The organism is Pseudomonas sp. HAR-UPW-AIA-41, from assembly GCF_002304225.1.
In the GTDB taxonomy this organism is placed as follows: domain Bacteria; phylum Pseudomonadota; class Gammaproteobacteria; order Pseudomonadales; family Pseudomonadaceae; genus Aquipseudomonas.
Genome location: NZ_NSLB01000003.1, coordinates 60,803 through 79,041 on the forward strand (window position 1 = coordinate 60,803; position 18,239 = coordinate 79,041).

Sequence of the window (18,239 nt, forward strand, 5' to 3'; positions counted from 1 at the left end):
CTCCTCATTTCTTCTGCTCCTTTGACCTGATGAATGGTTATTCAGGCCCCCGATCGGTAATCAAACGATTGAAACGCACGTTTGACTGCAGGCCGCGCCAGCTCTGCTGCTCAGTGGGGTGTTCAAAATTCTGGTCGGGGCATGACTTGTAGTCGATCTTTCGTCCGACTACAGAACTCCTTGATGCGCATCCGTCGCCTGTGCAAAATGCCGCCCCCGCCCTGATGCATGACCTGCATCCCGCGGTTTTTGTGCTGATCAGCCGCCCGGCCTGCCAACGTAGTGGGTCGGTTCATCAATGAGATCACACGCAGGAGATTAGAAGTGCACATCGGTGTTCCTCTCGAAACCCACGCTGGTGAAACGCGCGTCGCCGCGACGCCGGAAACCATCAAGAAGCTGATCGGCCAAGGCCATCAGGTGACTGTGCAGAGCGGTGCCGGCGTGAAAGCCAGCCTGCCCGACCACGTTTATGAAGTCGTCGGCGCCAATATTGGCGATGCCGCCACCGTGTTTGGTGCCGATCTGGTGCTCAAGGTCGTGGCTCCGGATGACGCCGAACTGGCGCTGATGAAGTCTGGCGCGGTACTGGTTGGCATGCTCAACCCGTTCTGCAACGAGACCATCGCGCGCATGGCCGCCCGTGGCATTACCGCTTTCGCCCTGGAGGCCGCGCCGCGTACCTCCCGCGCGCAGAGCCTGGACGTGCTGAGCTCGCAGGCCAACATCGCCGGCTACAAGGCCGTGATGCTGGGCGCCAACCACTACCCGCGCTTCATGCCGATGCTGATGACCGCTGCCGGTACCGTGAAGGCCGCTCGCGTGCTGGTGCTCGGTGCCGGTGTGGCGGGTCTGCAGGCCATCGCCACCGCCAAGCGTCTGGGTGCGGTGATCGAGGCTTCCGACGTGCGTCCTGCTGTTAAGGAACAGATCGAGTCGCTCGGCGCCAAGTTCGTTGATGTGCCGTTCGAGACCGACGAAGAGCGCGAGTGCGCCCAGGGCGTTGGCGGTTATGCCCGTCCGATGCCGGCCTCGTGGATGCAGCGTCAGGCCGGTGCCGTGCACGAGCGCGCCAAGCAGGCCGACATCGTCATCACCACCGCGCTGATTCCGGGCCGCAAGGCGCCGACCCTGCTGCACGAAGCGACCGTGGAAGAGATGAAGCCGGGCTCGGTGGTCATCGACCTCGCCGCTGCTCAGGGCGGCAACTGCCCGCTGACCGAAGTCGATCAGGTCGTCGTCAAGCACGGCGTCACCATCGTCGGCTACAGCAACCTGGCGGCCATGGTGCCGGCGGATGCTTCGGCACTGTACGCGCGCAACCTGCTGGACTTCCTCAAGCTCGTCATCGACAAGGAAGGCCATTTCCACCTCAACCTGGAAGACGACATCGTTGCCGCGTGCCTGATGTGCCGCGATGGCAATGTCGTGCGCACCAACGGCTAAGGAGTAGAGACATGGAACTGATTTCCCCAAGCATCTACAACCTGATCATCTTCGTGCTGGCCATCTACGTGGGGTACCACGTGGTGTGGAACGTGACCCCGGCCCTGCACACCCCGCTGATGGCCGTGACCAACGCCATCTCGGCGATCGTCATCGTCGGCGCCATGCTGGCCGCCGCCCTGACCGAAACCGTTCTGGGCAAGTCTATGGGCACCCTGGCAGTGGCTCTGGCCGCCGTTAACGTGTTCGGTGGCTTCCTGGTAACTCGCCGCATGCTGGAAATGTTCAAGAAGAAGGCGCCGAAAGCGCCGGCGGAGAAGCACTGACCATGAGCATGAATCTGATCACTCTTCTTTACCTGGTCGCCTCGGTTTGCTTCATTCAGGCCCTGAAAGGCCTGTCGCATCCGACTTCCTCGCGTCAGGGCAACCTGTTCGGCATGATCGGTATGGCCATTGCCGTGGTCACCACCGTGTTCCTGGTGTTCAAGCTGGGTGCCGAAATGTCCGAAGGCGGCGCGGCCAAGGGTCTGGGCTTCGTGCTGGTCGGCCTGCTGGTCGGCGGTACTGCCGGTACCATCATGGCCAAGCGCGTCGAGATGACCAAGATGCCGGAACTGGTCGCCTTCATGCACAGCATGATCGGTCTGGCCGCCGTGTTCATCGCCATCGCTGCCGTGGTTGAGCCGCAGTCGCTGGGTATCGTTGCGCACCTGGGCGACGCCATCCCGGCCGGTAACCGTCTGGAGCTGTTCCTCGGCGCGGCCATCGGTGCCATCACCTTCTCCGGTTCGGTGATCGCCTTCGGCAAGCTGTCGGGCAAGTACAAGTTCCGTCTGTTCCAGGGCGCCCCGGTGGTTTTCAAGGGCCAGCACCTGGTCAATCTGGTGGTTGGTCTGGCCATCTTCGGCCTGGGTCTGTACTTCACCCTCACCGGTAACATCACTGCCTTCGCCGTTCTGGTGGCGCTGGCCTTCGTGATCGGCGTGCTGATCATCATCCCGATCGGCGGTGCCGACATGCCGGTTGTGGTGTCGATGCTGAACTCCTACTCGGGCTGGGCGGCTGCCGGTATCGGTTTCTCGCTGAACAACTCGATGCTGATCGTCGCCGGTTCGCTGGTGGGCTCTTCGGGTGCCATCCTCTCGTACATCATGTGCAAGGCGATGAACCGTTCGTTCTTCAACGTGATCCTCGGTGGTTTCGGTGGCGCGGCTGAAGCTGCCGGCCCGGCTGGCGCTCAGGAAGCCCGTCCGGTGAAGTCGGGCTCCTCCGACGACGCCGCCTTCCTGCTGACCAACGCCGACACCGTGATCATCGTTCCGGGTTACGGCCTGGCGGTAGCCCGTGCCCAGCACGCGCTGATGGAGCTGGCCGAGAAGCTGACTCACCGCGGCGTGACCGTGAAGTACGCGATTCACCCGGTTGCCGGTCGTATGCCTGGCCACATGAACGTTCTGCTGGCCGAGGCCGAAGTGCCTTACGAGCAGGTGTTCGAGATGGAAGACATCAACTCCGAGTTCGGCCAGGCCGACGTGGTGCTGGTGCTGGGCGCCAACGACGTGGTCAACCCGGCCGCGAAGAACGATCCGAAGTCGCCGATCGCCGGCATGCCGATCCTCGAGGCCTACAAAGCCAAGACCGTGATCGTCAACAAGCGCTCGATGGCTAGCGGCTACGCCGGCCTGGACAACGAACTGTTCTACCTGGACAAGACCATGATGGTCTTCGGCGACGCCAAGAAAGTCATCGAAGACATGGTCAAGGCTGTCGACTAAGACCTCTTGCTCCAGTAACAAAAACCGGCCAAGTGCCGGGTTTTTTGTGTGTGGCTGTTGATAGGGCGCAATGGCCAAATACCCTGCTATTGGCTAGTCTGCCAGTACATCCTTCCCGTCATGCCAAGGAGTTTCTCCATGACCCGTCTGCTCCGCTTGTTCTGCGCTACCGCCACCCTGGCTTTCGCTGCCAGCGCTTCTGCCACCAGCTTCGTGGTTACCACCGATGCCATCGTCGGTGCCATTGGTGCGACTTCGGATTCCACGTCGTCGTCGACCAAGGATGACAAGATCGTCAAGGCGGCCCGTGATGACGCGGCCAGCTTCGTCGCCAGCCAGGGCGAGATTCGTGGTGCCCACCTGCAGGCCGCGCTGACCCATATCCGCGCGCAGCAGCCGCAGCTGCAGGCCAGCGATATGCAGATCGCCGAGGCGATTCTGGCGCAGTAATCGCGCTGCGATGCGATGCCCTGTCAGCCCGCCTTCCGGCGGGCTGATGCTTTATGGACGATGGGCGCTTGCGAGGTGGCCGGGCTTCACGTCCAATAGGCATCTTCATGGTTTGCTCTGGTTGAATCGTCATGCGTTCTCTGCTGATTGCCGCTGCGGCGGCTGTTTCCGTTCTGAGTCCTCTGGCCCATGCGCAAAGCGTGGTGGCCACCAGCAACATCATCGTGCGTGCACTGGATCGTTCGCTGGACTTCACCTCCGACACCACCACCTCGATCCGTGACATGAAGGTCGTGGCGGCGGCGCGCGAGGACGCGGCCAGTTTTGTTGCCAGCGAAGGCGCCATTCGCGGTGTGCAGCTGGAGGCCGCCCTGCAGCTGCTGCGTGAGCGTCTGCCGGAAGCGCGTCAGGCCGACGATCTGGCACTGGCCGAAGCCATCCTGGCGCACTGAGCCTGATCATGCGCCGCTGGCTGGCGGGCCTGGCGCTGTTGGCCTGCATGGTGCCCGCGCAGGCGGAGCTGCGCCTGTGGCTGGATACCGAGGGCCTGAGCGTCGCCGAGCGTCAGGCCAGTCAGCGGTTGCTGGAGGAAGCCCGGCAGGCGCTGCCGCCGAGTTTCCGCCAGCGCCTGGACCGCACGGTCGAAGTGCGCTGGGAGGCTGATCTGCCGGCGCAGAGCTATGGGCAGAGCAATGGCCGCCAGCGCCTGCTGCTCAATCGCCGCCTGCTGCCGGGGCTGGTCAGTGGTGAGCTGGCCCTTCAGCGCACGGAGCGCAGCCACGGCACGCAGCAGCGCGAGCTGCTCGCCACCGTTCTGCATGAGCTGCTGCACCTCTATGACCGCACCCGTCTCTGGTCGCCGGAGCAGAAGACGCTGCTGGCCCGTTGCCGGCTGCAGCGTGAAACGGCCGGCCCGGTCGGTTTGCCGGGGGAATGCCGCAGCCAGGATCACCGCCGCTTCACCCTGAGTGATGATCCGCGCCTGCTCGATCTGGCCGGCTGGCCGCAGCAGGTGGGACGGCGAGGCGCACGCGAGGCGGGCAATGCTTTTGTTGATCGTTCGCCGGATGACTACGAACTGAGCAACCCGCGCGAGTTCGTTGCGGTCAACTTTGAGTATTTCCTCCTTGATCCGCAGTACGCCTGCCGCCGCCCGGCGCTGCAGCGCTTCTACCGCGAGCATTTTGCCTGGCAGCCGGCCGCGCAGGCGCCCTGCGCGGAGCAGCAGGTCTATCTGAATGCCGGCAGTGATTTCCGTCGTCAGCCGCTTGGGCGCCTCGACCCCGAGCGGATCTACGAGATCGACTACCTGTTTGCCGAGGCCAATGCCAACTGGGTCAGCCGCTGGGGGCACAGCATGCTGCGTCTGGTCATCTGTGCGCCGGGCCGGCCGCGCGGGCCGGATTGCCGGCTGGATCTGGATGAGCATCTGGTGTTGTCCTACCGCGCTTTCGTCGGGGATGTGCAGCTCTCGACCTGGGACGGCCTGACCGGGGCCTATCCGTCACGCCTGTTCATCCTGCCGCTGGGGCAGGTGGTGGATGAGTACACCAAGGTCGAGCTGCGCAGCCTCGCCTCGGTGCCGCTGCGACTGAACCGGGCACAGATCGACCAGCTGGCGGTGCAGGCCGCGCAGGCGCACTGGAGCTATGACGGGCGCTACTACTTCTTCTCCAACAACTGCGCGGTGGAAACCCTCAAGCTGCTGCGCGCCGGTACCGATCACCCGCAACTGCGCGACCTCGACAGCATCATGCCCAACGGCCTGCTGGCATTGCTCGAGGGGCGCGGCATCGCCGATCGCACGCCGCTGCAGGACCCGCGTGAGGCCTTGCGTCTGGGCTATCGCTTCGACTCCTTCCGGGAGCGCTTCCAGGCCATGTTCAAGGTGCTCAAGGCACAGCTGGCCGTGCCGCAGAACGAGGTCGAGGACTGGCTGGTCCTGCCGGCCCGCGAGCGCCGGCCGTGGTTCGCCCAGGCCGACCTGCGCAGCAGCGCGGCCTTGCTGCTGCTTGAGCAGGCGGCGCAGCGGCGTCAGTTACTGCTGGCGCAGGAGGAGCTCAAGCAGCGTTATCTGGCGGCGCGTGAAGGGCGCAGTGGCGAACGGCTGGGCAGCGCCGACAGCACGCTGCAGCAGATTCTCGGCAACAGCGGTTTCCTCAGTCGTCCGGCTGAGCTGCTGCCGGCAGGCTATGGTCTGCCTCAACCCGATGAATGGGCGGTGCTGGAGGCACAGAGTCGCGAGCGTCAGGGGCGCCTGCGCCAGCTAAGCGACCATCTGGACGAGGAAATCCGCCGCCTGCTGGAGCCGCAGCGACTGGCCGAACTGGAGGCGGGCGAGGCCAATACCCGGGCCCTGGCTGACCGGTTGCGTGAGCTGCACCGCGCCAAAGGCGGGATTGTTCTGCCTGGTGCGGCCAAGGGCTCCTAATAGTTCTCCTCGCGTTCTTCCGGCAGCTGCGGATCCAGATGCAGCCAGGGCAGGCGTGTGCCGACCCAGATATGCCGACGGACGGTGACCTGTTCGGGATCATCCAGCGTGGCGATGGTGATATCGATGCTGTCCGGGCTGCGTGTGGTGAAGAGCGCCAGTTGTGCCCCGCAGTTCGGGCAGAAGTAGCGGGTGCAGGTGGCGGATGATTGATAGCTGCGTGGCTTGCCCTGAGCCCAGGTAAAGCTATCGAGCGGTACGGTTGCCCAGGTCGTGATGGTGCCGCCACTGCAACGCCGGCAGATGCTGCAGTGGCAGTGGGCAACATCGTCGAGCGTGGCCTGAACGCGGTAGCGAAGTGCGCCGCAGTGGCAGCCACCACTATGATTATGCGACATCGTTATCAGCCTCCTGGTGCTCGCCTCCCGGGTCATCTTCGGGCAGACTGCGCAGCCTTGAAAATGTCACTGCTTCGCCGAGGATCGCGACATGCTGGAGATTCTGAGCAACCCGGAAATCTGGATTGCCTTTCTGACCCTGACGGCCCTGGAAATTGTCCTGGGTATCGACAACATCATCATGATCGCCATTCTGGTCGGGCGCATGCCGCCGCATATGCAGGCGCGCACCCGTTTCTTCGGCCTGGCACTGGCCATGGTCACGCGCATCCTGCTGCTGCTGTCGATCACTTGGATCATGCGCCTGACCGCTGACCTGTTCGAGCTCTTTGGTCAGGGCATTTCCGGTCGTGATCTGATCCTGTTCTTCGGCGGCCTGTTCCTGCTGTGGAAGAGCAGTACCGAGATGTACCACAGTCTGGAAGGCGAGGATGAGACCGCTGATGAGCCCAAGAGCATGGCAGGGGGCTTCATCGGTACCATCATCCAGATCGCCATCATCGACATCGTGTTCAGTCTGGACTCGGTGATCACCGCCGTGGGCATGGTGTCGAACGTGCCGGTCATGATCGCGGCGATCATCGTGGCGGTGCTGGTGATGATGCTGGCTGCCGGCACCATCAGTGATTTCATCGACAAGCACCCGAGCCTGAAGATGCTGGCGCTGTCCTTCCTGGTGGTAGTCGGTACCGTGCTGATCGCCGAGTCGTTCGAAGTGCATGTGCCGAAGGGCTACGTCTACTTCGCCATGGCCTTCTCGTTGGCCGTGGAAGCGCTGAATATCCGCATGCGCACTGCGCGCCAGAAGGCGGTCAAGCTGCGCAAGGACATTCCGGGCGAATAAGGCCGGATGTTGCTGCACAACGGGGCCTGCGGGCCCCGTTGTCGTTTCGGCAACAGCGCCGCAAGATGAATCGAAGGAGGTGCCCATGTCGATCAATGCCGATTTTTCCCTGCGGGTGGTTATCCAGACGGCCGCAGAGGCCTGGCAGCCTTCGCCGCAGGCGGGTGTCGAGCGCATCCCGCTAGACCGCATCGGTGCCGAGGTGGCGCGTGCCACCAGCCTCGTGCGTTATGCGCCGGGCAGTCGCTTTACGGCCCACGGGCATGGTGGTGGCGAGGAAATTCTGGTGCTAGGCGGCGTATTCAGCGACGAGCACGGTGACTATCCGGCGGGCAGCTACCTGCGCAACCCGCCCGGCACCCGTCATGCCCCCTTTACCCGTGAGGGCTGCACCCTGCTGGTTAAGCTCTGGCAGTTTGCCCCGGATGACGACCGGCAGCTGTGCCTGGATACCACGCAGGCAACCTGGCGGCCCGGGCTGGTGGAAGGCCTGCGGGTACTGCCGCTGCATGAGCATGATGGTGTCAGTACCGCGCTGGTGCGCTGGGCGCCGGGCACGCATTTCTCGGCGCATACCCATCCGGGCGGTGAGGAAATCTTCGTCATCGAGGGTGAGCTGTGCGACGAAGACGGGGTCTATCCCGCCGGTACGTGGCTGCGCAATCCGCGCTGGAGCCGGCACGCGCCCTGGAGTGACAGTGGCGCGCTCATCTACGTGAAGGTCGGCCACCTCGGCGCGACTACCTGCTGGGAGCTGGCTCACTCTTCGGTATAGCAGGTTGCGCTGGTCCGCCCGGTGGCCAGCTCAGTTCGCCGCTGGTATCGAAGCGCGCACCGCCCAGCCAGCCGCTGGCCAGCTTGCCGCGCAGACGGTAGGGCAGCCGCTCTTGCGCCTGCCGATTGGCCATGCCCCATGCCTGGCGGAGTACAGAGAACGCCGAAATGCTTACCGGCACGCGTATTACCTGCTCTGCAAAGCCGGGAATCCGCCCCTGCTGGTCACTGACGCCACTGGCCAGTGGCTGCCCGTTGACCTGCAGATCAACCGCAATGCCCTGATAGTCGATGGCGCGACTGTTGGGGTTCTGCACCCGCAGGGCCAGGGCGAAGCGGGCCTCCAGGCTCTCGCCCGGCAGGGGCTCCAGGCCGACCACCTGAATCTGTGGTGGATCACCTGGCAGCAGGCTGCTGCAGGCGCTAAGGCTGAGGGCAATCAAAGTCAGCAGTGCGCGTAGGGAAAGGTGCTGCATGTACAGGGTCCGTCTCCTTTGTGTGTCTCTAGCCTAGGAGGATGCGAGGCTCCGGGCCAGTGAAGGTTTATCGCTTGCTGCACTAAGCAGATGGCGGGCAATTTCCAACTTATTTGAGCTTGAAAATTGGCGCCTGTTTTTTGTCTATTGCTTGGCAAATTCCGCATCTGCCGCTGCCTGATGGGGCGTGACTCTGCTTCTGTAGTGGTGTGACTATCCGCTGTGGGAGAGCTGCCATGCAGTCCCGGACATTGTCCCCTCGTACGTTCTATCGCTTTACTCGCTGCCTGTTTCAGTCGCTGCTCGTGTCTCTGTGTTGCCTGTTATCAGTGCAGGCTGCGCCTGCCGTAACCCTCAAGGCGCCCAGGCCGGTGGTTTGGCAGGAATTTCTCGGCGTGAATGCCCATTCATTGTGGTTTTCCGAATCTGCCTATCGTACGCAACTGAGTAAATGGCGATCGCTTGGGTTGCGCTGGGTGCGGGTAGATCTGCACTGGGATCGCCTTGAGCCGGCTCCCGGGCAGTGGCGCTTGGCGGAGTTGGATCGCCTCGTCAGCGTAATGCAGGAGCAAAGTATTAGTCCGCTCATGTATCTGGTGGGCTCGGCTCCATTTGCCAGCAGCGCTCCGGCGGGTGTGCCCAATGTCGATCAGTATCCGCCGGTTTCTGCTGAGCTATTTGCAGATCGAATGGGGCTGCTGGCCAGTCGCTACCCGACTGTGAAGGCCTGGCAGGTGTGGAATGAGCCGAATCTGCCGTCATTCTGGCAGCCGATGGAGGATCCGCAGGCTTATGCGCGACTGCTGGAGCCCAGCTTGGCAAGGTTGACCGCTGCAAACCCGGCTGCTCAGCGTGTTCATGGAGGCTATGCCTATTACAGCCAGATGCCAGTGAGGGGTGGGTTGATGCTGCAGGCGCTGAAGGATCAGGGACAGATTCGTCGCGACAGTGTGGTGGCCTATCACCCTTACAGTCTGTCGCCGGAGGGGGATCGGCCTGAGGAAATGGACTTTGTGCAGTACGCTTCCACCTTGAATCAGTACCTTCGCCAAGCCGGTACCGGCGGCATTTGGGCAACAGAGTTTGGCTGGTCCAGTTATGCCGGGCCGGTTGAGTGGCAGCCCCTGATTGGAGAGCAGGGGCAGGCTGACTTTTTGCTGAAGCGTCTCTCGCTCATGAGTGCGCTGGATTTCGACAAAGTCTTCTTGTTCGCCCTGAGCGATCTGGATGCGCGGGCTACCACGCGTGATCAGAAATACGGTCTGTTACGCCTCGACGGCACAGAGAAACCTGCATTTGTGGCGCTCAAACGCTATTTGCAGATTGCAGGTGCTCGACTCACGCCGCTGACGCCGCCGGCATTTGCGGATGCCCCGGCTGGCATGTTGAGCATGGCTTGGCGGCGTGCTGATGGAAAGAACCTGTGGCTTTTCTGGTCTCAAGTACCAGGCGTCGTCACGCTGCCCTTGCCGGTTGCCGGTCGGCTGTATAACCCGTTGCAGGGTAGTGCGCGAGATATTGCCCCTGGTTCCAGGGCGGCGATTCCAGTTGAACGAGAATTGCAGATGCTGGTTTGGTAGTCCTGGCTGTATGGCTATTTTAAGTCGGCACCTGTCAAGAATAATTAACCCCCGGATCGGTGTTTCATTAATTAAATCTATATAAAACAAGGTGATGGACGAGTGCGTAGTTTAGGCTGCACTGCTCGTTCATCGGCTTTGTGCAGAAAATCATTTCAATTGTTTGACATATTTTACGCATCTGCGAGACTGCGCCCCCCTGGGGTGTGTCGGGCACGGTACCGCTGATGGCGCCCCCAAAGAGCATAAGAAAAACGTTGCCGGCTTAGGTTGAAATGCCCCCAGCACGCGGGATGGTGCGGGGCAGTCAATCGGCGGGCCAGAGCCTTTGGAACATAGAGCGATGTTGATCTGGTTTGTTGTGCTGTATCTGCTGGTTACCGTTGGGATCGGCGTTTATGCATCCACTCGGGTGCACAACTCCAAGGACTTCGCGGCCGGTGGCCGTAGCATGGGATTCCCGATCGTGGCGGCGATGGTGTTCGCCACCTGGTTCGGCTCCGAAGCGGTGCTGGGCATTCCGGCGACGTTTATCGAAGAGGGTTTTGCCGGCATCGTCGAGGACCCGTTTGGCTCCTTCGGCTGCCTGATGCTGGTTGGCCTGATCATTGCCCGCCCGTTGTACCGTCTGAACCTGCTCACCATCGGTGACTATTTCCGCAAGCGCTTCGGGCCAAATGTGGAGCTGATCATTTCGCTGGTGATCATCGCCTCCTATCTAGGCTGGATCGCCGCCCAGCTGACGGCTCTTGGCCTGGTATTCAACGTGCTTTCCGACGGTGCCATCAGCACTACGCAGGGCATGCTCCTCGGTACTGGCATCGTCCTGATCTACACGCTGTTTGGCGGTATGTGGTCGGTCGCGCTGACTGACACCTTCCAGATGGGCATCATTGTCATCGGTCTGATCTACCTGACCTGGCTGATCGGTGACATGGCCGGTGGTGCCGATGTGGTCATCGCCCATGCCGCCGATGCCGGCAAGTTCACCTTCATGCACAGCTTCGAGCCCAAAGACGTCGTGGCCTTCATTGGTGCCGCGGTGACCATGATGCTCGGTTCTATTCCGCAGCAGGACGTGTATGCCCGTGTGATGTCGGCCAAGACCGAGAACATCGCCGCGCGTGCTTCGATGTTCGGGGCCGCCTTTTATCTCTGCTTCTGCATGCTGCCGATCTTTCTGACCTACGCCGCGTCGATGATCGATCCGCAGATGGTGCAGCGCTGGTTGGCAGAAGATTCGCAGATGATCCTGCCGCACCTGATCCTCGAGCGCACGCCGCTGTTCGCCCAGATTATGTTCTTCGGCGCGCTGCTGTCGGCGATCATGTCCACCGCTTCGGGTACCCTGCTGGCGCCGTCGGTAACCTTTACCGAAAACGTGCTCAAGCGCTTCCTGCCGGCGATGAAGGATCACCAGTTCCTGCGCGCCATGCGCCTGAGCATCGTGGCCTTCACCATCTTCACCTGTGCCTTCGCCCTCTACTCGGATGCCAGCATCTACGAGATGGTCGGTAACGCCTACAAGGTGACTCTGGTCGCCGCTGTGGTACCTCTGCTTGCTGGTCTTTTCTGGAAGCGTGCGACCACCCAGGGTGCCCTGATGGCCATCGGTTTCGGCCTGTTGTCCTGGATCTACCTGGAAGTGACGTTGACCGAAGAAGCCTTCTGGCCGCCGCAACTGGCAGGTCTGCTGTTCAGCTTGGCGGGCATGCTGATCGGCAGTCTGGCTCCGCAGTGGGGCGGGAGTCGTGCGCTGGAGGTAAAGGCTGAAACCAGCTTCTAAGCGTTCTACTGGCTTGATGCAGTGGCCCGGCTTGTCCGGGCCACTTTCGTTTAGGGCTGCAGATGTTTCTGAAGACCGGCGTCGAGGCTGGCGATAAAGGTCTCGACTTGACGGGTATAGACGTTATCCAAACCCAGTTCATGGTTGATCGCCTTGTGCGACAGGGGCTGTGGCAAGACTTCAGCGCGACTGCCCAGGCGCCGCATGGCGTTGGCGAAGGTCCTGGCTGCTGTACACGGCTGATCTTTGCGCTGGCTGGAGCATACAGCCAGTATTGGCGGCATCCCTTTCTGCAGTTGATGCAGGGGCGATAGCTGGCGCCAATAGGCAGGATCATTGCCGAAGGCTTGATCATAGAAGCGGTAGTGGGGTTTGCGCATGACCGCCGGCAGGTCTAGTACGGCGCTGTCGAGCAGGACGGTACCGCGCCAGGGTTGGATGCCCTGACGGGTGCTGGACCCGATGTCGGCATTGAGCAGGGCAACCAGGTGGGCGCCGGCGGAATGCCCGAGCAGCACCATCTGCGCCGGATCGCCGCCCCATTGCTGGGCATGTTGCTGCGTATGTTGTAGCGCCAGGCGCAAGTCGGCCAGTTGCTCCGCTACCGAGGTATCTGGCAGTAGACGGTAGTTCACCGAAACCAGCACAAAACCTTTGGGCTGCCAGCGCGCCGCCTTGTTGTCGATGACGCCTTCGTTGCGTTTATCGCCGGTGCGCCAGGCGCCGCCGTGGACCATCCACAGAATGGGGGCTGGCCCTGTGCTGGCGGGGCGATAGATATCCATGCGCTGGCGTGGGTCATCGCCATAAGCGCTTTCCAATGGCGTTTTCTTGTCTGCGCGCCGTTCCGCGAGCCAGTCACGCAGCGGTCCTGCCTGGGCGCTCTGGGCGGTCAGCAGGGCGCACAGGGTAAGCAGTGGCCAGCGCATGACGGTCTCCTTTAGTCGCTAGGGTGTCTGTTCAGCTGTGCATCGAGTTGGTGGGGCGGTACTGCAAGGCTTCGGCCAGATGCGTACGTTGGATCTGGTGTTGCTGCTGCAGATCGGCCAAGGTGCGCGCTACCTTCATGACCCGGTGGGCGGCGCGCAGTGACAGGCCGAGACGCTCGCAGGCATTTTCCAGCCAGTGCTGATCATCCGTGAGCAGCGCGCAGTGCTGGCGCAGGCCGGTCAAATCGAGCAGGGCGTTAGCGCAGCCTTGGCGGGCGAGCTGTCGATGTCGGGCCTCGACGACTTGAAGTGCCGCCTCGGCGCTGCTCGGCCCTTGGTTCGGGAGAGGTTGCAGCGAGGTGGTCTCACGGGCCACGCTCAGATGCAGGTCGATGCGGTCTAGCAGCGGGCCGGACAGCTTGCTGCGATAACGCTGGATCTGCTCCGGCGTGCAGCGGCAGCGCCCGCTGGGGTCGCCGAGATAGCCGCAAGGGCAGGGGTTCATCGCCGCCACCAGCTGGAAGCGGGCCGGGAAACGCACCTTGTCGTGAGCACGGGCGATGACGATCTCTCCGGACTCCAGAGGCTCCCGTAATACCTCCAGCACCTTGCGGTCGAACTCTGGCAATTCGTCGAGAAACAGCACGCCCTGATGGGCCAGGCTGATTTCGCCGGGCTTTGGCCGGCTGCCACCGCCGACCAGCGCGGGCCCCGAAGCGCTGTGGTGCGGCTGGCGGAAGGGCCGCTGCGGCCAGACATCCAGCGGGGTATGGCTGGCGATGGAGTGAATGGCTGCGACCTGCAGCGCTTCTTCTTCATTTAGCGGCGGCAGCAGGCCGGGCAGGCGGCTGGCCAGCAGGGTTTTGCCGGTGCCGGGCGGCCCGGAAAACAGCAGGTTGTGCTGGCCGGCGGCGGCAATCAGCAAGGCGCGCTTGGCGGCCTGCTGACCCTGCACGTCGGCCAGGTCCGGGTAGGCGGCGCTCTGTTTTTGCAGGCCATTGGCCTGGTAGGGCGTCAGGGGCGTTTGTCCGCTGAGGTGCGCGGCCAGTTGCAGCAGGTGCTCGACGGCATACACGGTGAGGCCTGAGGCCATGCAGGCTTCCTCGGCATTGGCCAGGGGCACCACCAGGGCGCGCCCGGCGGCGCGGGCTGCGAGGGCCGCGGGCAGCACGCCCTGCACCGACCGGATTGCGCCGGAGAGGGCCAGTTCGCCCAGGCATTCCAGCCCGCTCAGGCTGTCGGCGGGCACCTGTCCGCTGGCGGCGAGAATGCCCAGAGCAATGGCCAGATCGAAGCGGCCGCCGTCCTTGGGCAGATCGGCGGGGGCAAGGCTGAGGGTGATGCGTCGCGGCGGGAAGTCGAAGCCGGCATTGAGGATGGCGCTGCGCACGCGGTCCTTGCTTTCCTTCACCGCCGTTTCCGGCAGGCCCACCAGTGCCAGGCTGGGCAGGCCATTGGCCAGGTGTGCTTCGACGCTGACCGCCGGGGCTTCAATGCCGACCTGAGCGCGGCTGTGTACAAGAGCCAGGGACATCGATCACTCCTTGATCGTCAGTCGCCGGCGCCGGAATGCTTACTCGGCGTTGGGCGTGGGCTTTTCTGCCAGGCGTGCTTCCAGTTCGGCGACCTTGGCTTCCAGGCTTTCCAAGCGCGCGCGGGTGCGGGCAAGCACCACCATCTGGCTGTCGAATTCGTCGCGGCTGACCAGGTCGAGCTTGCTGAAGGCGCTCTGCATGAGCATTTTCAGCTGGGCTTCCAGTTCGGCGCGCGGCAGCGGCGCGTCGGCACTGAACAGGCGGGCGGCCTGCTGGCCAAGAACATCAAAAAGGGCTTTGGGCGGCAGCATTATGGGACTCCGGGTATCTGGGCGGCAGTGTAGCACGCGACTGCAGGGGCTCGGCCGAGCCGCTCGCGCCTTGGCCGCACGTTTTTCGAGCGCCTTTGCCGATGCGAGTGCATTGTTTTGGTGCGCGCGCCGCTGGTCGGGCTGGCCATCACCGCAGGGTTTTCGCCTAACTGGCTGAATAAATGAGTTTTTTCAGAACTGGCAAGCTTTCTGCTTTATCACTCTCGACGCGTGCACCGATGCAGTTCCGGTGCAACAGGCGAGGCAAGCCCCGAGTCACGAGCAAGGGGTGTGGTGTGTCGCAGCGGTTGGAGAGGTCGCTGCGGCGCGTTTCCAAAGCCAGACACTGCGCTTAGACTTGTCGCGGGTTCACCTGGGGCACGTCAACCAACACGGGAGAGAGTTTCATGAAGTTAGTCACTGCCATCATTAAGCCGTTCAAGCTGGACGACGTGCGCGAATCACTGTCGGAGATCGGCGTGCAGGGCATTACTGTCACTGAAGTCAAAGGCTTCGGTCGTCAGAAAGGCCACACCGAGCTGTATCGCGGTGCCGAGTACGTTGTTGATTTCCTGCCGAAGGTAAAAATCGACGTGGCCATCGCCGATGACCAGCTCGATCGCGTTATCGAGGCGATCACCAAGGCAGCCAACACCGGCAAGATCGGTGACGGCAAGATCTTCGTGGTCAACCTGGAACAAGCCATCCGTATCCGTACCGGCGAAACCGGCACCGACGCGGTTTAAGACCCAGTCTCCGAACGAACCCCTCGCCCCAGGAGAAACACTATGACTCTGCGTAAATTCGCAGGGCTTGGAGCCCTTTTGTCCCTCGTTACCCCCGGCATCGCCATGGCTGACGAGGTTGTACTGAATACTGGCGATACCGCATGGATGCTGGTCGCCTCCCTGCTTGTCCTGTTCATGACCATTCCCGGTCTGGCGCTGTTCTACGGCGGCATGGTGCGTTCCAAGAACGTCCTGTCGGTGATGATGCAGTGCTTTGCCATTACCGGCCTGATCAGCCTGCTGTGGGTCATCTACGGCTACAGCATGGCGTTCGACACCACCGGCATGGAGAAGGGTGTTACCAACCTCAACTCCTTCGTTGGCGGCCTGTCCAAGGCCTTCCTCAGTGGCGTTGAGCCGTCCAGCCTGGTGTATGCGATTCCGGAAAGCGTGTTCATCGTCTTCCAGATGACCTTCGCCATCATCACCCCGGCTCTGATCGTCGGTGCCTTCGCCGAGCGCATGAAGTTCTCCGCGATGCTGATCTTCATGGCGGTGTGGTTCACCCTGGTCTATGCCCCGATGTGCCACATGGTCTGGTCCGGTGACGGTGCCTTCCTGTGGGACGAAGGCGTTCTGGACTTCGCTGGTGGTACCGTGGTGCACATCAACGCCGGTATCGCTGGTCTGGTGGCCTGCCTGGTGCTGGGCAAGCGCAAGGGCTTCCCGACTACCGCCATGGCTCCGCACAACCTGGGCTACACCCTGATGGGCGCCGCCATGCTGTGGATCGGCTGGTTCGGTTTCAACGCCGGTTCCGCTGTTGCCGCCAACGGCACTGCCGGTATGGCCATGCTGGTGACTCAGATCGCTACCGCCGCCGCTGCTCTGGGCTGGATGTTCGCCGAGTGGCTGACCCACGGTAAGCCGAGCGCCCTGGGCATCGCCTCCGGTGTGGTTGCCGGTCTGGTGGCCATTACCCCGGCTGCTGGCACTGCTGGCCCGATGGGTGCCATCGTGATCGGTCTGGCTTCCGGCGTGATCTGCTTCTTCTGCGCCACCAGCCTCAAGCGCAAGCTGGGCTATGACGACTCCCTGGACGCCTTCGGCGTGCACGGCGTGGGCGGTATCGTCGGTGCCATCCTGACCGGTGTGTTCGCTGCTCCGGTACTGGGCGGTTTCGGCACCGTTGAGGACATCGGTGCTCAGGTCTGGATCCAGTTCATCGGCGTGCTGTTCACCGTGGTCTACACCGGCGTGGTCACTTACGTGATCCTCAAGGTGCTGGATCTGGTGATGGGCCTGCGCGTGACCGAGGAAGAAGAGACTGTTGGTCTCGACCTCTCCGAGCACAACGAGCGCGGCTACAACCTGTAAGCCTCACGCAGTACCCAACGCCCGGCTTGCCGGGCGTTGTTCTTTCTGCGCCGACGATGGCGCGATGTGATCCGGTACAAAGGAGTACCTCATGGACAGTACGGCTCTGATTCCCCTGCAGTATGCGCTGGATACTTTCTATTTCCTGATCTGTGGTGCCCTGGTGATGTGGATGGCGGCAGGCTTTGCCATGCTGGAATCCGGTCTGGTACGGGCGAAGAACACCACCGAGATCCTCACCAAGAATATCGTGCTCTACGGCCTTGCCTGCGTGATGTACATGCTCTGCGGCTATGCCCTGATGTACGGCGGCGACGCGGGGGGCGTGCTGCCCAATCTGGGCGCGCTGATTGGCGATGAGCATGCCGCTGAGGTGGTGGCAGCCGGTGGCGAGGGTGCGCCCTATTACTCCAAACGGGCTGACTTCTTCTTCCAGGTGGTGTTCACCGCGACCTGCATGTCGATCGTTTCCGGTGCCGTGGCCGAGCGTATGAAACTCTGGGCCTTCCTCGCCTTTGCCGTGGTGATGTGCGCGGTGATCTATCCGGTCGAGGGGTACTGGGCCTGGGGCGGCGGCTTCCTCAAGACAGCCGGCTTCAAGGACTTCGCCGGCTCCGGCGTGGTGCACCTGGCGGGGGCGACGGCGGCACTGGCCGGTGTGATCCTGCTCGGCGCGCGCAAGGGCAAGTACGCCGCCAACGGCCAGATCAATGCTTTCCCCGGTGCCAACCTGCCGCTGGCAACCCTGGGTTGCTTCATCCTCTGGTTCGGCTGGTTCGGTTTCAACGGCGGTTCGCAGCTGAAGATGAGCACCATCAGCGACGCCAACGCCGTGGCCAGCGTCTTCGTCAACACCAACCTGGCGGCTTGCGGTGGCTTGCTGGCGGCACTGGTGGTGGCCCGCATCCTGTTCGGCAAGGCCGATCTGACCATGATCCTCAACGGCGCACTCGCCGGGCTGGTGGCCATCACCGCCGAGCCGGCCACGCCGACTGCCGTGCAGGCCAGCCTGATTGGTGCGGTTGCCGGTGTGCTGGTGGTGTTCTGCATCCTGGCCCTGGACAAGCTGCACCTGGACGATCCGGTCGGTGCCATTTCGGTCCATGGCGTCTCCGGTATCTGGGGCCTGCTGGCGGTGCCGCTGAGCAATCCGGCCGCCAGCTTCGGGGTTCAGCTGCTGGGCGTGGCCAGCATCTTCACCTGGGTGTTCCTCGCCAGCCTGCTGGTGTGGGGGCTGATCAAGCTGATCATGGGTCTGCGGGTCAGCGAGGAAGATGAATACGAGGGCGTCGACATTGCCGAGTGCGGCATGGAGGCCTACCCCGAATTCACCCGCAAGTAAGGCTCGACCTTGGTCGCAGAGGGCGCTTCGGCGCCCTTTGCTTTTTCTGTGGCCG

The 18,239-nt window shown here is 62.7% G+C and carries 18 protein-coding genes; 13 read left to right on the plus strand and 5 right to left on the minus strand.

The annotated features are described in order from the left end of the window. Window positions 1-324 precede the first annotated feature (324 nt). The 6 genes from CK486_RS07485 to CK486_RS07510 all read left to right on the plus strand — a co-directional run bounded on the left by CK486_RS07485 (window position 325) and on the right by CK486_RS07510 (window position 6,104). A complete protein-coding gene (locus CK486_RS07485) occupies window positions 325-1,446 on the plus strand; it encodes a Re/Si-specific NAD(P)(+) transhydrogenase subunit alpha (RefSeq protein WP_095939676.1) in 1,122 nt (373 codons plus the stop codon). A gap of 11 nt (window positions 1,447-1,457) precedes the next feature. Next, a complete protein-coding gene (locus CK486_RS07490) occupies window positions 1,458-1,772 on the plus strand; it encodes an NAD(P) transhydrogenase subunit alpha (protein ID WP_076423377.1) in 315 nt (104 codons plus the stop codon). Between the two features lie 2 nt (window positions 1,773-1,774). After that, window positions 1,775-3,223, plus strand: a complete 1,449-nt coding sequence (locus tag CK486_RS07495; RefSeq protein WP_095939677.1) for an NAD(P)(+) transhydrogenase (Re/Si-specific) subunit beta — start codon at window positions 1,775-1,777, stop codon at window positions 3,221-3,223. Window positions 3,224-3,361: 138 nt separating this feature from the next. Beyond that, entirely contained in the window at window positions 3,362-3,673 is a 312-nt protein-coding gene (locus CK486_RS07500) for a DUF2388 domain-containing protein (RefSeq protein ID WP_095939678.1), read from the plus strand. Between the two features lie 131 nt (window positions 3,674-3,804). Continuing rightward, window positions 3,805-4,125 (plus strand): DUF2388 domain-containing protein, encoded by a 321-nt coding sequence (locus CK486_RS07505; protein ID WP_095939679.1) that lies wholly within the window; start codon window positions 3,805-3,807, stop codon window positions 4,123-4,125. An 8-nt stretch (window positions 4,126-4,133) separates the two neighbouring features. Then, window positions 4,134-6,104 carry a DUF4105 domain-containing protein gene (locus CK486_RS07510; protein ID WP_095939680.1) on the plus strand — a complete coding sequence of 657 codons (1,971 nt, stop codon included), beginning with the start codon at window positions 4,134-4,136 and terminating at the stop codon, window positions 6,102-6,104. Here the strand turns inward: CK486_RS07510 and CK486_RS07515 are convergent. Further along, window positions 6,101-6,502: a GFA family protein gene (locus CK486_RS07515; protein WP_095939681.1), complete on the minus strand. Its 402-nt coding sequence runs from the start codon at window positions 6,500-6,502 to the stop codon at window positions 6,101-6,103. The two genes, CK486_RS07510 and CK486_RS07515, sit on opposite strands and share 4 nt — an antisense overlap. Before the next feature lie 94 nt (window positions 6,503-6,596). Here CK486_RS07515 and CK486_RS07520 point away from each other — a divergent pair, with 94 nt between their 5' ends. Then, entirely contained in the window at window positions 6,597-7,346 is a 750-nt protein-coding gene (locus CK486_RS07520; RefSeq protein WP_095939994.1) for a TerC family protein, read from the plus strand. An 85-nt stretch (window positions 7,347-7,431) separates the two neighbouring features. Continuing rightward, on the plus strand, window positions 7,432-8,121 hold the full coding sequence (locus tag CK486_RS07525; RefSeq protein WP_095939682.1) for a cupin domain-containing protein: 690 nt from the start codon (window positions 7,432-7,434) through the stop codon (window positions 8,119-8,121). Here the strand turns inward: CK486_RS07525 and CK486_RS07530 are convergent. Beyond that, entirely contained in the window at window positions 8,087-8,596 is a 510-nt protein-coding gene (locus CK486_RS07530) for an LEA type 2 family protein (protein ID WP_095939683.1), read from the minus strand. The two genes, CK486_RS07525 and CK486_RS07530, sit on opposite strands and share 35 nt — an antisense overlap. Window positions 8,597-8,967: 371 nt before the next feature. Here CK486_RS07530 and CK486_RS07535 point away from each other — a divergent pair, with 371 nt between their 5' ends. Next, window positions 8,968-10,176 (plus strand): beta-xylosidase, encoded by a 1,209-nt coding sequence (locus tag CK486_RS07535; RefSeq protein ID WP_256574381.1) that lies wholly within the window; start codon window positions 8,968-8,970, stop codon window positions 10,174-10,176. A gap of 343 nt (window positions 10,177-10,519) precedes the next feature. Further along, complete coding sequence (locus CK486_RS07540) at window positions 10,520-11,962, plus strand: sodium:solute symporter family protein (RefSeq protein WP_095939684.1); 1,443 nt, start codon at window positions 10,520-10,522, stop codon at window positions 11,960-11,962. Window positions 11,963-12,012: 50 nt separating this feature from the next. On the opposite strand, the gene CK486_RS07545 is transcribed toward CK486_RS07540, so the two are convergent. Genes CK486_RS07545 through CK486_RS07555 form a run of 3 tightly spaced genes read right to left on the minus strand, consistent with a single transcriptional unit; the run spans window position 12,013 to window position 14,737 of the window. Next, entirely contained in the window at window positions 12,013-12,891 is an 879-nt protein-coding gene (locus tag CK486_RS07545; protein WP_095939685.1) for an alpha/beta hydrolase, read from the minus strand. 31 nt (window positions 12,892-12,922) lie between these two features. Beyond that, window positions 12,923-14,425 carry a YifB family Mg chelatase-like AAA ATPase gene (locus tag CK486_RS07550; RefSeq protein ID WP_095939686.1) on the minus strand — a complete coding sequence of 501 codons (1,503 nt, stop codon included), beginning with the start codon at window positions 14,423-14,425 and terminating at the stop codon, window positions 12,923-12,925. Window positions 14,426-14,464: 39 nt separating this feature from the next. Beyond that, window positions 14,465-14,737, minus strand: coding sequence for an accessory factor UbiK family protein (locus tag CK486_RS07555; protein WP_095939687.1), 273 nt, complete (start codon window positions 14,735-14,737; stop codon window positions 14,465-14,467). Between the two features lie 407 nt (window positions 14,738-15,144). Between CK486_RS07555 and glnK the strand changes: the two genes are divergently transcribed. The 3 genes from glnK to CK486_RS07570 all read left to right on the plus strand — a co-directional run bounded on the left by glnK (window position 15,145) and on the right by CK486_RS07570 (window position 18,184). Continuing rightward, complete coding sequence (glnK, locus tag CK486_RS07560; protein WP_021700071.1) at window positions 15,145-15,483, plus strand: P-II family nitrogen regulator; 339 nt, start codon at window positions 15,145-15,147, stop codon at window positions 15,481-15,483. Window positions 15,484-15,525: 42 nt separating this feature from the next. Beyond that, window positions 15,526-16,842 (plus strand): ammonium transporter, encoded by a 1,317-nt coding sequence (locus CK486_RS07565; protein WP_095939688.1) that lies wholly within the window; start codon window positions 15,526-15,528, stop codon window positions 16,840-16,842. 91 nt (window positions 16,843-16,933) lie between these two features. Further along, window positions 16,934-18,184, plus strand: coding sequence for an ammonium transporter (locus tag CK486_RS07570; protein ID WP_095939689.1), 1,251 nt, complete (start codon window positions 16,934-16,936; stop codon window positions 18,182-18,184). The last annotated feature ends 55 nt before the right edge of the window (window positions 18,185-18,239 follow it).

Coding starts and splice junctions, on each gene's coding strand:
- CK486_RS07490 (WP_076423377.1), top strand. CDS start 1,458: ATGGAACTGATTTCCCCAAGCATCTACAACCTGATCATCTTCGTGCTG.
- CK486_RS07495 (WP_095939677.1), top strand. CDS start 1,775: ATGAGCATGAATCTGATCACTCTTCTTTACCTGGTCGCCTCGGTTTGC.
- CK486_RS07500 (WP_095939678.1), top strand. CDS start 3,362: ATGACCCGTCTGCTCCGCTTGTTCTGCGCTACCGCCACCCTGGCTTTC.
- CK486_RS07505 (WP_095939679.1), top strand. CDS start 3,805: ATGCGTTCTCTGCTGATTGCCGCTGCGGCGGCTGTTTCCGTTCTGAGT.
- CK486_RS07510 (WP_095939680.1), top strand. CDS start 4,134: ATGCGCCGCTGGCTGGCGGGCCTGGCGCTGTTGGCCTGCATGGTGCCC.
- CK486_RS07515 (WP_095939681.1), bottom strand. CDS start 6,502: ATGTCGCATAATCATAGTGGTGGCTGCCACTGCGGCGCACTTCGCTAC.
- CK486_RS07525 (WP_095939682.1), top strand. CDS start 7,432: ATGTCGATCAATGCCGATTTTTCCCTGCGGGTGGTTATCCAGACGGCC.
- CK486_RS07530 (WP_095939683.1), bottom strand. CDS start 8,596: ATGCAGCACCTTTCCCTACGCGCACTGCTGACTTTGATTGCCCTCAGC.
- CK486_RS07540 (WP_095939684.1), top strand. CDS start 10,520: ATGTTGATCTGGTTTGTTGTGCTGTATCTGCTGGTTACCGTTGGGATC.
- CK486_RS07545 (WP_095939685.1), bottom strand. CDS start 12,891: ATGCGCTGGCCACTGCTTACCCTGTGCGCCCTGCTGACCGCCCAGAGC.
- CK486_RS07550 (WP_095939686.1), bottom strand. CDS start 14,425: ATGTCCCTGGCTCTTGTACACAGCCGCGCTCAGGTCGGCATTGAAGCC.
- CK486_RS07555 (WP_095939687.1), bottom strand. CDS start 14,737: ATGCTGCCGCCCAAAGCCCTTTTTGATGTTCTTGGCCAGCAGGCCGCC.
- glnK (WP_021700071.1), top strand. CDS start 15,145: ATGAAGTTAGTCACTGCCATCATTAAGCCGTTCAAGCTGGACGACGTG.
- CK486_RS07565 (WP_095939688.1), top strand. CDS start 15,526: ATGACTCTGCGTAAATTCGCAGGGCTTGGAGCCCTTTTGTCCCTCGTT.
- CK486_RS07570 (WP_095939689.1), top strand. CDS start 16,934: ATGGACAGTACGGCTCTGATTCCCCTGCAGTATGCGCTGGATACTTTC.